Source organism: Bacillus sp. FSL K6-2971 (assembly GCF_038006405.1).
In the GTDB taxonomy this organism is placed as follows: Bacteria; Bacillota; Bacilli; order Bacillales; family Bacillaceae; genus Bacillus; species Bacillus pumilus.
On record NZ_JBBOVD010000001.1, the window covers coordinates 2,968,583 to 2,989,550 of the forward strand.

Annotated in this window: 19 protein-coding genes; 5 read left to right on the forward strand and 14 right to left on the reverse strand. The window is 42.0% G+C overall.

What is annotated here, in order from left to right; translation table 11 throughout:
- Positions 1–16: 16 nt before the first annotated feature.
- The 3 genes from icd to MHI33_RS15910 all read right to left on the reverse strand — a co-directional run bounded on the left by icd (position 17) and on the right by MHI33_RS15910 (position 3,394).
- Entirely contained in the window at positions 17–1,288 is a 1,272-nt protein-coding gene (icd, locus tag MHI33_RS15900) for an NADP-dependent isocitrate dehydrogenase (RefSeq protein WP_044139289.1), read from the reverse strand.
- A gap of 147 nt (positions 1,289–1,435) precedes the next feature.
- Complete coding sequence (citZ, locus tag MHI33_RS15905) at positions 1,436–2,554, reverse strand: citrate synthase (protein WP_008346063.1); 1,119 nt, start codon at positions 2,552–2,554, stop codon at positions 1,436–1,438.
- 375 nt (positions 2,555–2,929) lie between these two features.
- On the reverse strand, positions 2,930–3,394 hold the full coding sequence (locus MHI33_RS15910) for a DUF441 domain-containing protein (protein ID WP_044139290.1): 465 nt from the start codon (positions 3,392–3,394) through the stop codon (positions 2,930–2,932).
- Positions 3,395–3,495: 101 nt separating this feature from the next.
- On the opposite strand from MHI33_RS15910, the gene ytvI reads away from it, so the two are divergent.
- Positions 3,496–4,614: a sporulation integral membrane protein YtvI gene (ytvI, locus tag MHI33_RS15915; protein WP_106065737.1), complete on the forward strand. Its 1,119-nt coding sequence runs from the start codon at positions 3,496–3,498 to the stop codon at positions 4,612–4,614.
- A gap of 25 nt (positions 4,615–4,639) precedes the next feature.
- Here the strand turns inward: ytvI and MHI33_RS15920 are convergent, their stop codons facing one another.
- The 7 genes from MHI33_RS15920 to dnaE all read right to left on the reverse strand — a co-directional run bounded on the left by MHI33_RS15920 (position 4,640) and on the right by dnaE (position 15,073).
- On the reverse strand, positions 4,640–5,029 hold the full coding sequence (locus tag MHI33_RS15920; RefSeq protein ID WP_044139293.1) for an FxsA family protein: 390 nt from the start codon (positions 5,027–5,029) through the stop codon (positions 4,640–4,642).
- Positions 5,030–5,132: 103 nt separating this feature from the next.
- Positions 5,133–6,893, reverse strand: coding sequence for a pyruvate kinase (gene pyk / locus MHI33_RS15925; protein WP_340912519.1), 1,761 nt, complete (start codon positions 6,891–6,893; stop codon positions 5,133–5,135).
- A 27-nt stretch (positions 6,894–6,920) separates the two neighbouring features.
- Positions 6,921–7,880, reverse strand: coding sequence for a 6-phosphofructokinase (pfkA, locus tag MHI33_RS15930; protein WP_012010865.1), 960 nt, complete (start codon positions 7,878–7,880; stop codon positions 6,921–6,923).
- A 341-nt stretch (positions 7,881–8,221) separates the two neighbouring features.
- Positions 8,222–9,199 (reverse strand): acetyl-CoA carboxylase carboxyl transferase subunit alpha, encoded by a 978-nt coding sequence (accA, locus tag MHI33_RS15935; RefSeq protein WP_106066893.1) that lies wholly within the window; start codon positions 9,197–9,199, stop codon positions 8,222–8,224.
- Positions 9,184–10,059, reverse strand: coding sequence for an acetyl-CoA carboxylase, carboxyltransferase subunit beta (gene accD / locus MHI33_RS15940; protein ID WP_185107122.1), 876 nt, complete (start codon positions 10,057–10,059; stop codon positions 9,184–9,186). Before accD ends, accA begins: the two co-directional genes overlap by 16 nt.
- 304 nt (positions 10,060–10,363) lie before the next feature.
- Positions 10,364–11,596, reverse strand: coding sequence for an NAD(P)-dependent malic enzyme (locus MHI33_RS15945; protein WP_044139296.1), 1,233 nt, complete (start codon positions 11,594–11,596; stop codon positions 10,364–10,366).
- A gap of 141 nt (positions 11,597–11,737) precedes the next feature.
- Positions 11,738–15,073, reverse strand: coding sequence for a DNA polymerase III subunit alpha (gene dnaE, locus MHI33_RS15950; RefSeq protein ID WP_340912527.1), 3,336 nt, complete (start codon positions 15,071–15,073; stop codon positions 11,738–11,740).
- A gap of 137 nt (positions 15,074–15,210) precedes the next feature.
- On the opposite strand from dnaE, the gene MHI33_RS15955 reads away from it, so the two are divergent.
- The 3 genes from MHI33_RS15955 to MHI33_RS15965 all read left to right on the forward strand — a co-directional run bounded on the left by MHI33_RS15955 (position 15,211) and on the right by MHI33_RS15965 (position 16,347).
- Positions 15,211–15,552 (forward strand): YtrH family sporulation protein, encoded by a 342-nt coding sequence (locus MHI33_RS15955; RefSeq protein WP_034661856.1) that lies wholly within the window; start codon positions 15,211–15,213, stop codon positions 15,550–15,552.
- Positions 15,549–16,052, forward strand: a complete 504-nt coding sequence (gene ytrI / locus MHI33_RS15960) for a sporulation membrane protein YtrI (RefSeq protein ID WP_003216226.1) — start codon at positions 15,549–15,551, stop codon at positions 16,050–16,052. Before MHI33_RS15955 ends, ytrI begins: the two co-directional genes overlap by 4 nt.
- A 109-nt stretch (positions 16,053–16,161) precedes the next feature.
- Entirely contained in the window at positions 16,162–16,347 is a 186-nt protein-coding gene (locus MHI33_RS15965) for a hypothetical protein (protein WP_003216400.1), read from the forward strand.
- A gap of 51 nt (positions 16,348–16,398) precedes the next feature.
- Here the strand turns inward: MHI33_RS15965 and MHI33_RS15970 are convergent, their stop codons facing one another.
- Positions 16,399–17,340, reverse strand: a complete 942-nt coding sequence (locus MHI33_RS15970; RefSeq protein ID WP_044139298.1) for a DHH family phosphoesterase — start codon at positions 17,338–17,340, stop codon at positions 16,399–16,401.
- Between the two features lie 147 nt (positions 17,341–17,487).
- Between MHI33_RS15970 and MHI33_RS15975 the strand changes: the two genes are divergently transcribed.
- Complete coding sequence (locus MHI33_RS15975) at positions 17,488–17,790, forward strand: YtpI family protein (protein ID WP_003216665.1); 303 nt, start codon at positions 17,488–17,490, stop codon at positions 17,788–17,790.
- Positions 17,791–17,861: 71 nt separating this feature from the next.
- Here MHI33_RS15975 and MHI33_RS15980 read toward each other — a convergent pair whose 3' ends face one another.
- The 3 genes from MHI33_RS15980 to MHI33_RS15990 form a co-directional block, all read right to left on the reverse strand.
- Positions 17,862–19,184, reverse strand: coding sequence for a CBS domain-containing protein (locus tag MHI33_RS15980; protein ID WP_003216834.1), 1,323 nt, complete (start codon positions 19,182–19,184; stop codon positions 17,862–17,864).
- 147 nt (positions 19,185–19,331) lie between these two features.
- Positions 19,332–20,015, reverse strand: a complete 684-nt coding sequence (locus MHI33_RS15985) for a metal-dependent hydrolase (protein WP_106065740.1) — start codon at positions 20,013–20,015, stop codon at positions 19,332–19,334.
- 67 nt (positions 20,016–20,082) lie between these two features.
- Positions 20,083–20,838, reverse strand: a complete 756-nt coding sequence (locus MHI33_RS15990; RefSeq protein WP_065098681.1) for an SDR family oxidoreductase — start codon at positions 20,836–20,838, stop codon at positions 20,083–20,085.
- Positions 20,839–20,968 lie beyond the last annotated feature (130 nt).

A 20,968-nucleotide genomic window follows, 5' to 3' on the forward strand; every position in this document is an offset into this window, starting at 1 on the left:
CTTTAAAGTTTAAGAATCAAGACAAGTTTTTGATGAGCTCGTCAGCAAACTCAGAACATTTCACTTCTTTTGCGCCATCCATTAATCTAGCAAAATCGTAAGTGACGACTTTTGATGCAATTGTATTTTCAACAGATTGAATCACTAGATCAGCTGCTTCCTGCCAGCCAAGGTGCTCAAGTAAAAGCACGCCTGATAGAAGAACAGAAGATGGGTTCACTTTATCAAGACCAGCATATTTAGGTGCTGTTCCGTGAGTCGCTTCAAAAATAGCGTGTCCTGTTTCGTAGTTGATGTTCGCACCTGGTGCGATACCAATTCCACCAACTTGTGCTGCAAGAGCATCAGAGATGTAATCTCCGTTTAAGTTCATTGTTGCCACAACATCGAACTCAGCTGGACGAGTTAGGATTTGTTGAAGGAAAATATCTGCAATGCTGTCTTTGACAATAATTTTGCCAGCAGCTTCTGCTTCACTTTGCGCTTTGTTTGCCGCATCTTTTCCATCTTGTTCCACAATACGATCATATTGTGCCCATGTAAAGACCTTGTCGCCAAACTCTTTTTCAGCCACTTCGTAGCCCCAGTTTTTGAAGGCACCTTCTGTGAATTTCATGATGTTTCCTTTGTGAACAAGTGTCACAGACTTACGGCCTTGGTCGATTGCATATTGGATAGCCGCTCTGACAAGGCGAGAAGTTCCTTCTTCAGAAACTGGCTTGATTCCGATACCTGATGTTTCTGGGAAACGGATTTTGTTTACACCTAATTCGTTTTTCAAGAAGTCAATTAACTTCTTCACTTCGTCTGATCCTTGTGCATACTCGATACCAGCATAGATATCTTCTGTATTCTCACGGAAGATGACCATATCTGTGTCTTCTGGACGTTTCACAGGAGACGGTACACCTTTGAACCAGCGAACTGGACGTAAGCACGTGAATAGATCAAGCTCTTGTCTAAGTGCCACGTTTAACGAACGGATTCCTCCGCCGATTGGTGTTGTCAGTGGTCCTTTGATTGCGATTAAGTATTCACGAATGTCTTCAAGTGTTTGCTCAGGAAGCCATTCTCCAGTTTTATTGTAAGCTTTCTCACCAGCATATACTTCTTTCCAAGTGATTTGCTTTTCACCTTTATATGCTTTTTCTACAGCGGCTTCAAGTACTCTTGATGCTGCTTTCCAAATGTCAGGACCGATTCCGTCCCCTTCGATAAACGGGATAATTGGATTATTTGGTACATTCAATACGCCGCCAGTAACTGTAATTTTTTCGCCTTGTGACAATGATATTACCTCCCAGGTTATGTAGTGAATATTTGAAACTTCTTGGCTTGATGTCTGCAAGCGAAGAAGTTTTTCACGTGATTCGTTTTTTGTTGATATGGAGGCTGATTGGTTTATTTGGATCAGCCTCCGCTTATTCTATAAACATTAGTCTCTTTCACTGATCGGAACAAAGGTTTGAAGATCAGGTCCAATGTAGTCAGCTCTTGGACGGATGAGACGATTGTTGTCATACTGCTCTAAAATGTGAGCAATCCATCCAGAGAATCGGCTGATCACGAAAATTGGTGTAAACAAGTCATGATCAATCCCAAGACTGTGATATACAGATGCAGAATAAAAATCAACATTTGGTGGAAGATTTTTCTCTGATGTCACGATTTCCTCTGCGCGAACAGACATTTCATACCATTTCGGCTCGCCAGTCAGGTTTGTTAAACGCTGGCTCATTTCTTTTAGATGCTTTGCACGCGGGTCACCTTGACGGTATACACGGTGGCCAAAGCCCATAATTTTTTCTTTCTTCTCTAGCTTACCATGAATATAGGAATCTACGTTTTCAACTTCGCCAATTTCTGAAAGCATCTTCATCACGCCTTCGTTGGCTCCGCCATGAAGTGGTCCTTTCAGCGCACCGATAGCCGCTGTTACACCAGAGTAGATATCTGATAGTGTAGCAACACATACACGCGCTGTAAATGTCGATGCGTTTAATTCATGATCCGCATGTAGAATGAGTGCCTTATCAATTGCCTCAATTTCTACTGGTGACGGCTCTTCGCCATTTAGCATATACAAGAAGTTCGCAGCATAGCTGTATTCTTCTTTTGGCTGTACAGGCTCAAGTCCCTTACGAATACGTGAAAACGCAGCGACTAGTCCAGAAATTTTCGCCTGTAAGCGAATGGCTTTTCTGTAATTCGCTTCTTTGTCCATAATCTCTGATTCGTCATCAAGTAATCCTAGTAAGGATACCGCTGTACGAATCGCAGACATTGGATGAACCCCATCCAGCGAATACGATTTAAAGTGCTCAATGATTTCTTGCGGAATGTGAGCATTTTCGTTGAGCTGCTGTTTTAACTCACTCAGCTCTTGCTCATTCGGCAGCTTTAAGTGCCATAACAGGTAGACAATTTCTTCGAATGTAGCTTTTTCAGTTAAATCATCGATATTGTACCCTACATAAGTAAGAGTATCATCAATAATTGAGCTTACGGATGAAGTTGTTGCCACAATACCTTCAAGACCTCTTGTTGCTGTCATGTTCAATCTCCCCTTTTTAAAAAAATTCCCCTTCGTTGCAGAATTCTCGCTTTTTGAAAGCGCTATCCAATCCGAATAAGACGGCAGGTTCAGAAAAGAAAATGCTTACATTTACCTATACGGTTAGAGCGCTTTTAGCCTCATATCTCTTGTGTGATCAATGAGTTCAAAATTAAGCCTATTCCCATTATAAACAATAATCAGACATTTGTTAAATGTTTAACTATAATTTTTTTTGATATTTTTTTTTCCAGTCTTCCATATGAGGCATGGAATAAAGGGATTTTGCTTCTTTTATTATATTTAATTATGTTTTTTTGCAAAAGCTCACGCAAGAAAAAAATAAAAAAGAAAGTGGCATGAACCACTCTCTTTTCAACCGCTGAAAAATTTCACAGCCTGCATCGCCAAATAAGCAATTCCTGCTCCGATCAGCGGACCGACAGCTACACCTTTAAATAAGCTAACTGCCAAAATCGTCCCGAACACAAGCGCTGCCGTGATATGCGGATCATTTTCGAGTAGCACAATACCGTTTTTTGCGATTAATGCTACTAATATACCCGCTCCAAGTGCAATCCAAGCATAAGATGATTTCATGGCTTCTCCAAGCTGCTTAAATCCAATGTCACCTGTTGCAATAGGAACAAGCACAGCAATTGTAATGACGGTGACCCCCCAATTGATGCCTTTCGATTGAAGAACTGGGAAAATTTTTTGATCCAAACCAATCAGTTTAATCCCAATGAGCACAGAAACCGCTAAAATTAATGAATTGTTTTTTGCAATAAGTGCAATAACGAGTAAAAGAACCAAAAATAAATTTGCTTGAGTAAACATACGCCGCCCCTTCCTTTCTTTTTATTGCGACCTTTTCATATTACTAATCTTTTTGAATAAAATGAAGTATCGGACATGCTTGTTTTTTTGGAGGGGATTGTGTGAACCACACCTATATGGCCATTTTTCTACGAAGTTTGATGATGATCGGCATTGCTGTATTTGCGGTTGCCTTTTTATATCAGTCTTTTCCTTTTTTATATCCTTTTTGGATTGCACTTATTGTATCCTGCCTGATTCACCCTGCTGTATGCAAAATAGAAGAGATCACCGGAATGCCGAGAGGATTTGTTGTAGTCATTGTACTACTGCTCTTTTTAGTAGTAGCAGCCGGTTTCATCACACTCTTAGTAGCAGAAATCATTTCAGGAAGTGCTTATTTGGCAAAGGTTCTGCCTGGTCACCTTGATCAAATGATTGGGATTGTGGAACAGTTTTTTACAGATAAGATCCTACCTTTGTACCATGATGTAACCGCCCAATTTAATACACTTCAAGCAGGTCAAAAGGAATCGATTTTGGGACAAATCCAAGCGCTAGGCGATGAAGCTGCCGCAAAAATAGGGACTTTTCTTTCAAAAACACTCGAGCTCATCCCGGCTTTTTTAAGTCTTTTGCCTGATGCAGCCGCAACCCTTTTGTTTTCTGCACTGGCGACTTTTTTTATCACGAAAGATTGGTTTACATTAAAAAAATATGGTTCTCGTATCTTTCCCGCAAAATGGATGCAGCATACACGAGCCATTTTATCTGAAATCAAAAAAGCCATTACCGGTTTTATGAAGGCGCAGCTTTTGCTTGTTGCTATGACCATCGGCCTTGTCGTCATTGGACTGATCATCTTAAAAGTCGAGCACGCCCTTGTCATTGCTTTATGTATTGGGTTTGTCGATTTACTTCCTTATATCGGGAGCGGCACTGTTTTTCTGCCATGGATCATTTACTCTGCTATGACAGGAAACCTTTCACTCGCCATCGGGCTCGGCATTTTGTATATTGTCGTGCTCATTCAAAGACAAATTTCAGAGCCAAAAGTCTTAAGCAAATCCATTGGGCTTAATCCTTTAGCCACCCTTGTGGCACTATTTGTCGGGTTAAAATGGTTGGGTTTCCTCGGACTCGTCATTGGCCCTGCCTCCCTTGTCGTGTGGCAAGCATTTCGTAATGCAGGTGTTTTCAGGGATATCTATCAGTACATTCGGTACGGCATGCAAAAGTAAAAGAGACCTTCAGCTCAAGGTCTCTTTAGCGAATAATTGTATAGCGACTGCGATTAGACATGTTCCTGAGCCAGCGTTCAAAAAGCGGCTTGATTTGCTTTCTCGTCATCGGAATGAGCAGCAGCGCACCGATGATATCAGATAAGAAGCCGGGAATGAGCAGAAGTAGACCGCCGATTAGAATGCAAAAACCATCGACAATCGTTGCCCCTGGCATTTTGCCATATTGTAAATCTCTTTGCACTTTTTGAAAAGCTTCGATTCCTTGTTTTCTTGCAAAATAAGCACCTAATGCACTCGTGAGTACGATCATCAGCATCGTTGGCAAAATGCCAATGATTTTACTTGATATTAAAAATAAACTGATTTCCACTGCAGGGAACAGAATCAATAATAGTAGCAAATATTTTTTCAAGCCATATCACCTCATGGGGTATCTTTCACCCGAAAGCTGTTTTACTTTTTTAGTGTAACATAAAAAAAGAGAGGAGTCAGACAACTCCCCTCGTGTGTATCATTTAAAGGACGCTTGCACGGCCTTTGTAGATCGCTCCGCGTGCCGGATCTACTGTAATTTCTTCGCCTTCTTTTAGCAGTGTTGTAGCACCATCAAGACCCACAATCACTGGAATGCCCAGGCTAAGTCCAACGACTGCTGCATGGCTTGTTAAGCCGCCTTCTTCAGTGATCAGAGCAGATGCTTTTTCTAAAGCACCCATCATGTCACGGTCTGTACAGTTTGCGACAAGAATCGCACCATCGTACATTTTTTCCTCTGCTTCTTTTCCGCTTTGTGCAATGACAACCGGTCCAAATGCAGATTTACGGCCAATTCCTTGACCTTTCGCAATGATGTCACCGACAACATAAACTTTCATTAAGTTCGTAGTACCTGTTTCACCAACTGGCACACCAGCTGTAATAACAATTAAATCGCCATGTCTCACATAGCCTGTTTCAATCGACTTCTCGACTGCATTCTCAAGCATTTCATCAGTAGATGTCGTTTTCGATCCGCTCTTTGCAAATACACCGAATACGAGAGACAGCTTTCTCGCTACTGATTCGTTTGCTGTGACTGCTACGATTGGTGCTTTTGGTCTATATTTTGAAATCATTCTCGCTGTATGACCGCTTTCCGTAGGTGTCACAATCGCTGCAACGTCAAGCTTCATCGCTGTATGTGCAACAGATTGACCGATGGCATCTGTAATGCTGACATCTACTTCTTCGCTTCTACGAGAAAGAATGGCTTTATAGTTGAGTGCATCTTCTGAACGTGATGCAATGTTATGCATCGTTTGTACAGCTTCCACTGGATATGTTCCTGCTGCTGTTTCACCAGAAAGCATAATCGCATCTGTGCCATCAAAAATAGCATTTGCCACGTCACTTGCTTCCGCACGAGTTGGACGAGGATTACGCTGCATACTGTCAAGCATTTGGGTCGCTGTGATGACTGGTTTGCCTAAGCGATTGCATTTTTTGATCAGCATTTTTTGAACAAGCGGTACTTCTTCTGCCGGGATCTCTACACCAAGATCTCCACGTGCAACCATCAAACCGTCTGATACCTCAAGGATTTCATCGATGTTATCAACACCCTCTTGGTTTTCAATCTTAGGAATGATTTGAATGTCAGCCGCGTTATTCTTTTCAAGAAGCTCACGAATTTCAAGAACATCAGAAGCTCGTCTCACAAAAGAAGCTGCGATGAAATCGACGCCTTGTTCAATTCCGAACAAAATATCATTGGCATCCTTTTCTGTAATACCTGGCAGGTTCACACTTACACCTGGAACGTTTACACCTTTTTTGTTTTTGAGCGTGCCTGTATTCATGACCTTTGTGACGATTTCTTTGCGGTCCATGTTAATTTCTTTCACTTCTAAACCAATGAGACCATCATCTAACAGAATCGTTGAGCCTACTTCTACATCATGAATTAACTCTTCATACGTCACACTAATTTTTTCCGTATTTCCAACAATGTCTTCCATACTTACGATAAGATCTGCACCAGCGACTAGCTCAATTGAGCCGTTTTCAACTGTACGTGTACGGATCTCTGGACCTTTTGTATCAAGAAGGATCGCAATGTCCTTGCCTAATGTTTCACCTGCTTTACGAATGTTTTCGATGCGTGCACCATGCTCTTCAAAATCTCCATGAGAGAAGTTTAGTCTGGCTACATTCATTCCTGCTTCAATCAATTCAGTCAGCTTTTCAATGGTTTCACTTGCTGGACCGATTGTACAAACGATTTTTGTCTTTCTCATTACTGTTCCTCCTAAGGTCTTCTCGTTTTATATAGAGAGCTCTTGTGAAAGTCGGTACATATTTTGATCGACTGTATGTTTTTTATCTAAGATATCTAAAATATCGTGGTGAACGAGTTCGTTGCTTTGAATCCCCACACAGCGTCCGCCTTTTCCTTCAAGAAGTAGTTCTACTGCGTATGCTCCTAAACGGCTTGCGAGTACTCGGTCAAATGCGCTTGGAGAACCTCCGCGCTGAATATGTCCTAAGACAGATACACGGGTTTCAAGGCTTGTCTCCTCTTCAATCCGCTTACCAAATTCAACACCGCTGCCTACGCCTTCTGCGACGATGATGATACTGTGCTTCTTGCCGCGCTCGTGCCCTCTTCTTAATCTCGCGATAATTTCATCCATGTCATAGTCTGCTTCAGGAATCAAAATAGATTCGGCTCCGCCTGCAAGACCTGACCAAAGAGCAATATCACCAGCATGTCTTCCCATTACTTCCACTACGTATGTACGTTCATGAGATGTGGCTGTATCACGAATTTTATCAATGGCGTCAATGACTGTATTCAGTGCTGTATCAAAGCCAATAGTGAAATCAGTACCTGGGATATCGTTGTCGATTGTACCCGGGACACCTACACATGGAAAACCGAGCTCAGTTAATTTCTTCGCTCCCATGAATGAACCGTCTCCGCCGATCACAACAAGTCCTTCAATACCGAATTTTTTTAAGTTCTCAATGCCTTTTTCACGACCTTCAACTGTCTTGAATTCAGGGCATCTTGCCGTGTAAAGTTTTGTTCCTCCACGATGAATGATATCTCCAACTGAACCTATTTCAAGTTTCTCAATTTTACCGTTAATTAGACCTGAATATCCATTATAAATACCGTAAACTTCAACATTATGGTAAATCGCTTTCCTTACAACTGCGCGCACAGCTGCATTCATTCCTGGGGAGTCCCCACCGCTCGTTAAAACTCCTATACGCTTCATCTTTTTCACCTCAGAGACCATATATGAATTAAACATACCATTTCCACTGCTTGAAAACAATCATGAGCAAAACCTGATGTTTTCAATACGTATTTCTAAAACCGTACTTATTATACAATTAAATAAACCGTTTTTAAACAAAAGTTAAGACAGTCATGAAAGCAATTCTTTCAAAACCGAGGAAGATTCAGCCTTCTAAAGCCCACGGCATCAAGGTTTTCAGACGTTTCAAACTTTATGAAAACAAAAGAAAATTATTTTCAAATAGCGCTTACATGAGGACGATTTTCATGAAAAAAGATGAAAAAAATAAACGTCAGCCAAAAAGGCTGCACGTTTATTTAGTTTACCCCAATATATTGATTTTCAACCGATACTTTCCCGATTGCTTTGTATTTTTGATATCTTTGTTCGACTAGTTCTTCAGGTGTTAGTTTGAGCAAAGATGTAAGTGACTGTTTTAATGTTTTTTCAATGTAGGCTGCTTGTTGTTTCACGTCTCGGTGTGCTCCACCTTGCACTTCTTTAATAACATCATCTATAATATCTAATTCTTTTAGGTCTGGAGCCGTAATTTTCATTGATTCTGCAGCTTTTTTCGCAAGTGATGAGTCCTTCCAGAGCAGTGCTGCTGCACCTTCAGGTGAAATCACTGAATACGTTGAATTCTCTAGCATGTATAGGTGGTTTCCTACGCCTAAGCCTAGTGCGCCGCCACTTCCTCCTTCTCCAATGACAATACAGACAACCGGTACACGAAGTCCTGCCATTTCGAATAGGTTTTTCGCAATTGCTTCACTTTGCCCGCGTTCTTCAGCTGCTTTACCAGGATAAGCTCCTTTTGTATCAATAAAGCAAATGATCGGGCGATTAAATTTATCTGCTTGTTTCATCAAGCGCAGCGCTTTACGGTAGCCTTCTGGATGAGGCATTCCGAAATTACGGCGCAAGTTTTCTTTTGTATCTTTACCGCGCTGATGGCCAATCACCGTGACAGGAAGCCCTTTAAACGTGGCAATTCCTCCAACGATCGCTTCATCATCGCCATAAAAACGGTCACCGTGACACTCGAAAAAGTTGTCAAACAGCTCTTGAATGTAATCGAGAGTTGTTGGGCGCATCGCATGACGAGCAATCTGTACTCTGTCCCACGGCTTTAAATTTGTATAAATGTCTGCTTCAAGTTTGCTCAGACGTGTTTCAAGACGATCAATTTCTGCACTTAAATCCATTTCTGAGTTTTGTGTGAACTTTTTCAGTTCATCAATTTTCGCTCGAAGTTCAATGACAGGTTTTTCAAATTCTAGTTCTCCAGCCACTCTCGTTCACCTCCTGTGCTGTGTAATGCTAAGATTCGGCCTAATGTTTCTTTCATCTCTGCACGATGGATGACAGCATCCAATTGACCATGCTTCATTAAAAATTCAGCCGTTTGGAAGTCCTCTGGCAGGTCTTCACGAATGGTTTGTTCAATGATTCTACGGCCTGCAAACCCAATTAAAGCACCAGGTTCTGCAAAGTTGTAATCACCAAGAGACGCGAAACTAGCTGATACACCGCCAGTTGTTGGGTTCGTCATCACAGAGATAATCAAACCTTGGTCCTCGCTGAACAATTTTAATGCTGAGCTTGTTTTTGCCATCTGCATAAGACTGAGGATCCCCTCCTGCATTCTCGCTCCGCCTGATGCAGTAAAGATGATAAATGGCACCTTGTCCGCTTTTGCTTTCTCGATCGCAAGTGTGATCTTTTCACCAACAACTGAGCCCATGCTGCCCATACGGAATGTGGAATCCATGACAGCGATCACAGCACGCTTGCCTTCAATTTCACCTTGACCTGTAACAATGGCTTCATTCAAAGACGTTTTTTCTCTGTCTTTCTCAAGCTTTTCTTCGTAGCCTGGGAATCCGAGCGGGTTTTCTGAGATCAGATGCCCGTTAAATTCTTCAAATGTGCCTTCGTCAACAAGGCTGTCAATACGCTGTTTTGCATTCATTTGCAAATGTCTACCGCAATTCATGCAAACACGTAAATTTTTATCTAGTTCTTTGGTGAGCATTATTTTTTTACATTGCGGACATTTGGTCATGATGCCTTCAGGCACATCTTGACTTGCCTGTTCAGAGGGTACAGATGCATATTTTTTCTTTTTACTGAAAATATTTTTGATTGACAAATGACTACCTCCCTTTTTGAAGGGTTTTTTCTTTACACGCACATCCACTATTATAGGACATGTCATAACTGTACCGAAACTATTGTACTTTTTTTGTCAAACGCTGTCATCCTTCATTCAATTTTTTCAGTGGGGAATTGATGAGAAATGAGTATGTGTTTGGGGCGCTGAGCAGTTGATATATGTGAATTGTGAACGTCTACAAAAAAATATCATTCCGGATGAAAAAAATTTCGCGTATGAGAGGAAATAGTGCACGTCTTTCCTCCAATTTCAGAAAGAACGTGCACACTTTTCCAATTGATTATTCGCCGATAATCGTTAATTTTCTTGTTTTTTCAGCGACTTCTTCTGGGTCGACTTTGATTCTTGCAACACCAGTTTCCATTGCTGCTTTTGCTACCGCTTTTGCTACCGCTGGTGCTACACGTGCATCAAATGGGTCAGGGATGACGTATTCAGCTGACAATTTATCATCTGAAACAAGAGAAGCAATTGCTTCTACGGCTGCAATTTTCATTTCTTCGTTAATGTGGGTTGCACGTACATCTAAAGCTCCGCGGAAAATTCCTGGGAATGCCAGTACGTTGTTCACTTGGTTCGGGAAGTCAGAACGGCCAGTTCCTACAACACTTGCGCCTGCTGCATGTGCATCTTCTGGCATGATCTCTGGATTAGGATTCGCCATTGCGAAGATGACAGGATCTTTTGCCATTTTTCCAACCATTTCTTTTGTTAAAGCACCTGCTACCGAAACCCCGATGAAGACGTCAGCGCCTTCAATAACTTCTTCTAATGAACCTTCTTTACGGTCTTGGTTCGTGAATTTAGCCACTTCATTTTTCACTGCATTCATACCGTTCGGGCGGCCTTCGTAAATTGCGCCTTTTGTATCACACATGATGATATCACGTACACCGAAATGATATAGAAGCTTGATAATCGCAATTCCCGCTGCTCCAGCGCCGTTTGCCACCACTTTGATAGAGGACATTGATTTTCCAGACAGTTTCAGTGCATTTACAAGTCCAGCTACTGTCACAATCGCTGTTCCGTGCTGATCATCGTGGAACACTGGAATGTTTGTCTCTTTTTTCAAGCGCTCTTCGATAATAAAGCAGTTTGGAGCTGCAATATCTTCAAGGTTGACACCGCCAAACGTTGGCTCAAGAAGCTTTACTGTTTCAACGATTTTGTCTACATCGTTTGTCGCAAGCGCGATTGGGAAGGCATCAACGCCAGCGAAGCTTTTGAATAATACAGCTTTTCCTTCCATGACTGGAAGAGATGCTTCTGCACCAATATTTCCAAGCCCTAAAACAGCGCTTCCGTCTGTGACAACAGCGACCATATTGCCTTTCATTGTATAATCATACACTTTGCTTGTGTCGTCATAAATATCTTTACATGGTTCTGCAACACCAGGTGAGTAAGCCAAGCTCAAGTCTTTCGCATTTTTCACTTGTACTTTTGATTTTGATTCAAGTTTGCCTTGATTCTCTTTGTGCATATGTAATGCTTCTTCTCTTAATGACATGTGATGAACACTCCTTCAAGTGGAAAATGATTTAATGAATTGCTAAGTTGATAAGCACATACTGGCAGTTTTAAATACACAGAATCTTTAAAATGATAACACAATAGGTGAATTTGTAAAACATATTCAGGCGATTTGTCATCATTTAATCACAACGTTTTGTTCACCGAGCAGCTCTTTTAACTGGAAAATGACAGCATGATCTGCATGAACTTTGTATGCATCTGGAAGTCTCACTGTCTTTTTTTGCTTCTCATAATACAAATAGACATCTGCTTCTCCGCTGTGCATCGAGATCACCCGCTTTACTTGCTCTAGCAGCTCCTGCGTATGATTTTCTTCTTTCACCCGAATGTAGACAGACTCTTTTCTTTGTGTGCCCATCTCTTCAAGCAGAACGGCTTCTTGCACGATGATCTGGCTGCTGTCATTTCTGACATCTATTCTGCCTTCAACATAAAGCATGGCGCCCTCCTCAAGTAAGGGGGACAGCTTTCTAAATTGCTCTGGAAAGACGACGCCTTCCATTTCTCCCGTTTCATCCCCAAATGTGACAAATGTCATCGATTGTCCATTTTTTGTTCGAATCGATTTCACTTTTGTCAAAAGACCACCCATTGAGACTCTTCGCTTTATATAGGAAGAAAGCCTGATGATTTCCACTGCACCATTCTCTCTTAAGCGATCTCGGTACGCTTGTACAGGATGATTTGATAAATATAGTCCAAGTGCCTCTTTTTCAAATTGCAGGAGATCGACAAGCGGCAATTCTTCTATCTCCGCATATTTTGGCTTAATGGAGAAGGTTGTATCCCCCAGAAAGTCGAGCTGATCATCTGGATTTAAAAATGACACGTGGTCTAATGCAATATCTATTGATGCCAATAACGACGCACGATTTGGATAAAGCTCATCCATCGCCCCTGAAAAAATGAGCGCTTCAATCGTTTTTCGGTTGACACTCTTTACTGATACTCTTGCGCAAAAATCAAATAAATCTTCAAACGGCTTTTCCTGTCTTGCCCTGTATATATCCTTTACAGCTGACACTCCGACATTTTTGATCGCTCTTAAGCTGTAGCGGATCTCCCCTTTTTCAACCGTAAATGGAAATTCACTCTTATTAATAGAAGGCTTCAACACAGATATCCCTTTTTCCTTTGCCTCATAGAAATATTGAGCGACTTTGTCTTCATTTCCAATCACACTCGTTAAAAGTCCGCACATAAAATATAACGGATAATGCGCTTTTAAGTAAGCAAGCTGAAAGCCAATCATGCTATATGCAACAGCATGGCTTCTATTAAAACCATAGTTTGCAAATTTGACGATTAAGTCATAAACGTCATTTGCAATGTTAACAGGATACTCCTTTTTTAGGCATCCTTCAACAAAATGGCTCCGTTCTTCGTCAAGGACCTTTTTATCCTTCTTCGAAACGGCTCTTCTTAATAGATCTGCCTCGCCAAGCTGAAAGCCTGCCATCTTCGCTGCAATCAGCATTATTTGCTCTTGATAGACGATGACGCCATATGTGTCTTTTAAAATGTCATACAAATCACGATGCGGGTAAGAGACCTTGACTCTGCCGTGCTTTCGGTCGATAAAAAGCGGGATATTCTCCATTGGACCTGGGCGATAGAGGGCATTGACTGCCACGATGTCTTCTAAACTAGAGGGCTTGAGGCGTCTCAGCACCTGACGCATCCCTTGTGATTCAAGCTGGAAAATCCCAGTTGTATCTCCCGCTGATAACAATTCAAATGTTTTCTGATCTTCATATGAAATGTCACTAAAGTTAATGTGGACGTTTTCCTGTCTTTCAATCTGGTTTTTAATGGATTCAATTAAGGTTAAGTTTCTTAGTCCTAAGAAATCCATCTTTAAAAGCCCGAGATCTTCTAAATAATTCATCGCATACTGCGTTAAATACACACCATCATGGCCGTCTTGAATAGGAACGATCTCTGTCAGCGGCTCCTCGCTCAGCACAACGCCGGCTGCATGTGTCGAGGTATGTCTTGGCAAGCCTTCAACCTTTAAAGCAGTTTGAAAGACTTGCCTGAGCTCTTCGGACTGCTGGAGCATTGTTTTTAATTCAGGAGATGAAGTGAGCGCTTCTTTCAGCGTCGTTCCTGGCTTTGATGGAATCAGCTTTGCGAGACGGTCCGCTGCTTTTGAATCAATCCCCATCACACGTCCGACATCTCTTAAGGCTGCTTTTGCTGCAAGGGTTCCAAACGTGACGATTTGCGCCACATGCATGTCTCCGTATTTGTCTTTTACATAAGAAATGATTTCATCTCTTCTCGTATCGGGGAAATCAATATCAATATCAGGCATACTGATTCGCTCAGGATTTAAGAAACGCTCAAATAACAGACCGTGACGGAGCGGATCAACATCCGTAATAAACAGTACATAGGCAACAAGTGAGCCTGCTGCCGATCCCCGTCCTGGCCCTGTGACAATGCCTTGGTCATGGGCATACTTCATAAAATCCCACACGATGAGAAAATAATCACTGAAATTCATTTTTTGGATAATGCTCAGTTCATACTCAAGCCTTTTAACATACGCGTCATTTGAAGCAATCTTTCTTTGCTTCATCCCTTCTGCACACACTTTGCGTAAAAACTGATCTGCTGTTGATTGATCAGGGGTCGGATAGGATGGGAGTTTTGTCTGCCCAAGATTTAAATCGACTTCGCAGCGGTCTGCAATCTCCACAGTTCTTGTCAGCAGCTCCATATCCTGCGTATACCATTCCTTCATTTCTTCAAAGGTTCTGAAATGCTTTTCTGCTCGGTCTTCCACAACCTCAGGCAGCTGCTGCCCTGCTTTAATAGCCTTTAAACACGTATAGGCCGTTTTGTCTTCCAGGTTGATGTAGTGGACATCTCCTGTCGCAACAAGAGGAATGTCCGCACTTTTTGAGACGTCCCTCAGTTTACCGGCAAGCGATTCGTCTTGCTGAAATGGCTGAAGTGCGATGTACACATGTCCCTCACCGAAAATATGTTTCAATTGTTTCGCCGCATCATGCGCTTCTTCTATCTGATCATGCTGAAGCAGCGTTTCAATGTAGCCGGAAACGCCTGGTGTGATGGCAATGAGCCCGCGGTGATAGCTTTTCAACCATTTCTCTTTCAGTCCAGCTTTTGATTTTGATTTCAGCACACTGCTGATCTTGATCAAATTTTGGTAGCCTTCATTGTTTTTGGCAAGGAGTACCAAGGGATAAGCCTCTGTCTCTTGTTCATCTATGAAGACAGAAGCTGTTAAACCGATGACCGGCTTGATGCCATGTTTTTTACATTCCTTATAAAATTCAACCGTTCCATACATCACATGGTCATCGGTAAGAGCAAGCGCCTTGCAGCCAAGTTCTTTTGCTTTCAGCACGAGCTCCTTTACTTTTGCTGCACTGCTTAATAAGCTGTATCCACTGTGGACCTGAAGATGAACATAAGACATGCTTAATCCACTCCTTTCGTCTAAAGTCATTCTTTCATTATAAAACGCGATGCGATGAGAAACAAATGTTCTTTCTTTTCTGTCCGTTCATACTTGTCCCGCACGCACCATATATTGAATAGAGTGAGGTGGACAAAATGGATGTGAAGGAAGCTTTTATTCCAAATTTTATTAGCTGTTATTTTATTGCACTTGGGGTCATTTTGGGTGGTGCCATTATAGGCGGTGTTGGTGCTTATTTGTCTGGTCAGCCGCCTTTATCCATTATTACGAGTCTTGCCAACCGTTTAAAGATTTGGGCACTTGTCGCAGCTATCGGCGGAACGTTTGATGCTGTTTATAGCTTTGAACGAGGCATTTTTGAAGGGAACACGCGTGATATTTTCAAACAGATTTTATTAATTGTTTCTGCCATGGGCGGTGCGCAAACGGGTTATCTTATTATAACGTGGCTCACACAGGAGCATGTGTCATCATGAGGGTACCGGAGCTTTACAAACGTCCAGGCTGGCAGCGTTTTTTTGCGGGGATGATGTTTGGCGCGATTGTGAGCTGGCTCATTTTCCTCTTTACATACGGAACCTTTCAGGAAAAGCAGGTGACACTGCTGAGAAGCCAGCAGCACCATATGGACAGTCTGAAAGAACAAATCACACTCTATCGGGAAGATTTGCATAAGTTAAATGAGGATAATAAGAAGCGGCTGCTGATCCAAAGCGTAGATGTCCATCTCGTCAATCGTGAGCAATATAAAATACCAGAGCCAGATACGCTAAAATTTGAAGATCAGGTCAAGGAGGATATCTCAGAGGTTATTACAAAGGATATTGAAAGTGTCTATAAAACAAAGGAATTATTAAAACGCACGGTCGAAAACAAAGAATATACCATTCGGGAAAAAGCATACCGCGCCAAAGTGACGGAGCTGACGATCTATACGAAGCTTTCACTTGAAGTGCGCATTTCATTTGCTGAATAAATGATCATGTGGAATTTTTATGAATTTCTGCCCTCAATGATCGCTTTTCCCCCTTAATTTTTATACACTAAAAGTAGAACGAGATCTAAAACAGAAAGAGGTGAGGACAATGGAGGTTTATAGCTATCGTCAAATGGCACGAGACAAAGCAAGCCGGATCAAGGACGGCATGTGTGCTTATGCTGAGACAGAAATGATGGCTCATTTAATTAAAAAAGAATTAAAACATCAAAATCTCCAAGCCTATGAAGATTCAACTGACATCGGCTGCTGGTTTATCCCTGTATGCAAGTAACCCTTTTCTCCATGACAAAAAAAGAGAGAGGGGACTTGAAGCCCCCCTCTCTCATGATGATGATTTACATACTTCTTCTAAATCACGCAAAATCTCATCTGCCACGGCCCAATCATAAATAGACGCACCAGCTGCAAGCGGGTGACCGCCGCCATGATATTTTTTCGCAATGGTATTAATGACGACGCCTTTCGAGCGGAATCTAACACGAATCTGATCATTTTCTTCCACAAAAAAGACCCATGCCTTAATCCCTGCAATATTTCCAAGTGTCCCAACAAGCTGTGAGGCTTGCTGCGCTGTCGTTTGGAACGATTCCAAAATATCCTGCTTAATGAAAACAGAAGCGACCCCATTCTCTGACAAAGAAATATGTTGAAAAATATAGCCATTTAATTTCACGACATTCAGATCCGTCTCATACAATTGATTGAAAAGGTCTGAAGATGAAAATGGATATTCAATCAGTTCTCCAGCATATTTGAGCGTCTTTTTCGTCGTATTTGGGAAAAGGAAGCGGCCTGTGTCTCCTACAATGCCGGCATAAATGAGTTCAGCCGCCTTTGTATTCAGCTGATATCCTTCTTCTTTCCCCTCTAAATACAATTCATAAATCATTTCGCTCACAGAGCTTGCCTCTGTATCTACCCAAAGCAAATCACCATAAGGATCTTCATTTGGATGATGGTCAATTTTCATCAGCTTGTCGCCCATTGAATAGCGCTGATCGTCAATTCTTGCTTGATTGGCTGTATCACAGACAATGACAAGGGCATCTTTGTACACGTCATCCGGCACCTCATCAAGTTCATACAAAAATGAAAGGGTTGGCTCCGGGGTTCCTGTTGCATAAATATTTTTTTCTGGATAGGTGGCACGCAAGATTTCCGTAAGGCCGCACTGCGATCCATACGCATCAGGATCTGGTCTTACATGTCTATGAATGATGATGGTGTCATATAATGATATGGTTCTAATCAGTTCTTTTTTCATAAAAACTCCTTCTTATCCGATACTCTTTTTATTATTAAATCATAATCTATCCTGACGGAAAAGTGAGGAATAGACAATTTATTCTAGTAAGCAAGCCTATTTACGTTTAAAATAGGGTTGTAACCACTTACAATGGAGGCTTGGCACATGCTTGTTTTGATTGTGTTTATTATTTGTTCTGCCATGTTTTATTTATACTACAAAGCAAAGAATGTCCGTACGAACCGCCCAGTCGAAAAGAAATTCTGGTCGGCGAAATCCAGTATGGCACTTGGCTGCTTTGTCCTGCTCTTCGGTGTGAATCAATTATTTTTAAACCGCTCGTCACTCGCATTTGTCATTGGATTTATTTTTGTTGCTGTCGGTATCGGCAGTACGTGGGCTGGATATAAAGCCTACAAGCATTACCTTCCACTCTTTTTAAAGGAAGGCGAAAAAGATCACGCATAATAAGAGAGAAGGGCTAAAATGATGCTTATTTTAGCCCTTTGTCTTTTTCATCATCGCCCTTTTATGATTGATTATCCTCTCTCCATGAGCTGCACCATCAGCATCGCTTTACCAACGATATTCGATTGATGATAAACCTCTACTTCCAGCTTTCCAAACTTGCGTCCTACTTCTAAAATATTTGGCTTAATCTGTATCGTGGATTCCATTTGAACCGGTTTTAAGAAGTAGACAGAGAGACTTTCGACAATCAGCTCTCCTTTTTTATGAGACTTTAAGAAGCGGTTGGCGGATTCAATTAAAATTTGCGTGAACACGCCATATGAAATGTTTCCGAGCTGGTTTGTCATTTGTGGTGTGACCTCATATTGATACACGGCATCTGCCTTTGGTTTTTCTGTATCGGTCTCTTTAAACCCTCTTGAGACAACATCATCCAGTTTTTCTCCGACCTGCGGCTGCTTTTGAATCATTTGAAGCGCCTTCAGCACATCCTGACGACTGATCATTCCAATCAGTTTCGCATAATCATCTACAACAGGCAGCACCTCAATGCCTTCCCATACCATCATTTGAGCAGCAGAAGCGACAGAGGTTTTGCCAATGACTGTCAGCGGGTTTTTCGTCATCACCTTTTCAATCGGTGTGGAGCGGTCATGCCCCGCGATATCCTTTGAGGTGAGAATGCCGTGAATCTTCATTTGGTCGTCTGCGACCGGAAAGCGTCCGTGACCAGTTTCATAGTTCTTTTCATACCATTTTTCAAGCTTATCCTCTGGTGATAAATACACTGTTCGTTCGATCGGCGTTAAAATATCTTCCACAAGCACAATCTCTTTTTTTATGAGTTGGTCATAAATGGCCCGGTTAATGAGAGCTGCTACGGTAAATGTATCGTAGCTTGTCGATAAGATCGGCAGCTCAAGCTCATCTGCGAGCTGAATGATTTCATCATCTGTTGAGAAGCCGCCCGTGACCAGCACAGCTGCTCCTGCCTCTAATGCTTGTCTGTGGGCATTGATCCGGTTTCCGACAATCAGCAGGTTTCCAGCTGCCGTATAGCGCATCATCGCATCAAGCTCCATCGCTCCGATGACAAATTTGTTTAATGTTTTATGTAAGCCAGCTCGTCCTCCAAGCACCTGTCCGTCAATCACATTGACCACTTCTGCATATGTCAGTTTTTCAATATTTTCTTTTTTCTTCTGTTCAATTCGAATGGTACCAACTCGTTCAATGGTACTAACGAATCCTTTATTTTCAGCATCCTTGATGGCCCGGTAAGCGGTCCCTTCACTCACTTTCATTTCTTTCGCAATACGCCGGACAGAAATTTTCTCTCCGACTTCTAATGAATCAATATACGATAAAATTTGTTCATGCTTTGTCGCCAATCCCGTTCACCCTTTTTGTTTTCAGCGTTTTCATCTAAGTTTCATTATAAGGGCAGGAGGCTTTTAATAGCAATTTGTCTTTTTTTCAGCGCGATACATGTAAACAAAAAAAGCCGGCATTTGAGTGCCGGCTTTTTGCTATGTTGATTAAATCTCTATCGATTCTCCGCTATTTAACACATGACCGACGCCGCCATGCAGGCTGTCTGCAAATGCATGTGGGTCCTGCTCAATCGGCGGGAATGTACTGTAGTGAATCGGCACGACTTGCTTCGCCCGAAGCCATTCGGCTGCGATTCTTGCATCGTCCGGTCCCATCGTGAAGTTATCACCGATCGGAAGGAATGCAAGCTCAATATGATTCAGCTCACCGATCAGCTTCATATCTGAAAAGAGTGCAGTGTCTCCGGCATGATAAATCGTTTTGCCCTCTGCAGTAAATAAAATACCTGATGGCATGCCTGTATACGTAATCGTTTTTGCATCTTCATCAATGATAGCAGAACCATGGAACGCTTGAGTGAGCTTCACTTTACCAAATTCAAACTCACGTCCGCCCCCAATAGAAAGCGGGTGCGTTTTCACCCCTTGCCAGCTTAAATAAGTGGCAAGCTCGAATGGCGCGATAACAAGCGCGTCATTGTTTTTAGCGATTTCAATGGTATCACCGACATGATCTCCATGCCCGTGCGTGAGCAAAATGACATCCGCTTTGACATCTTGCGGTTTGATATCTGTGTGCTTATTTCCATTTAAAAATGGATCAATCCAAATATGGTATCCGTTTGTTTCAATGTGTACGGCTGAATGTCCGTGATATGTAGCTTTCATGTGAGTATATCCACCTTTCGAATTTGATCTCATTTCATCTATTCCCTGTATAAAAAAACTGAAAAACTTAATGTCTGTGAATGACGTTAAGACCACCTGTTGCTTCAATAACGGTTCCTGTAATCAGATCAGAGCGGTCATCGCATAAAAAGGAAATGATGCGCCCGATATCTTCTCCAGTACCAGACCTGCCAATCGGCGTTTCATCGTCTTTCATCTGGCGTGCTTCTTCTATTGTCGATTCTTTCATGTCTCCAACGATTTTGCCTGGACAAACCATATTGGCTGTGATGCCATTTTCGGCTTCTTCAATCGCAATGGTTTTCGTAAGTGACGCCAGCCCCACTTTTGCTGCTCCGAAGGCTGATCTGTGCATCCATCCCGGCGCATGGTCTGCGCCTTGAAAGCCATATGTGACAATTCTGCCGAAGCCTTGCTTTCTCATCATTGGGATGACCATTCGGAACAAATGGAACACAGCAGATAGGTTGCCTTCCATCATTTGATACCATTCATCTTCGGAATAATCCGCTAGTTTTTTTCGTTCAAAAATATAAGGTCCGGCATTGTTAATCAAGGCATCGATCCGCCCAAATCGCTCGGCTGCCAGCTCGACCATATTTTTTAAATCTTCTTTGTTTGTCACATCACCTTGGACAAATTGAAGCTTATCTTCATATTGCTGCAATTCTTCTTTCATCTGGCGCACAGCTTCATCATCACTTCGATAATTTACTGTCACAGAATACCCCATATTCAGTAAAGACTCGGTGACTTTCCTGCCAAGTCCCTTAGAACCCGCTGTTATTAATGCGTGTCGCACACAATCTCCTCCTAAAACAAAGGTTGCAAGTTCATGTGTTTCTTTTGTTATCTTTACTTTACTATAAACCGGCTCCCTTCGCACTTATGAACCCCTTATCAATGCGGGTAAAACAGTATAGGGTGATTCA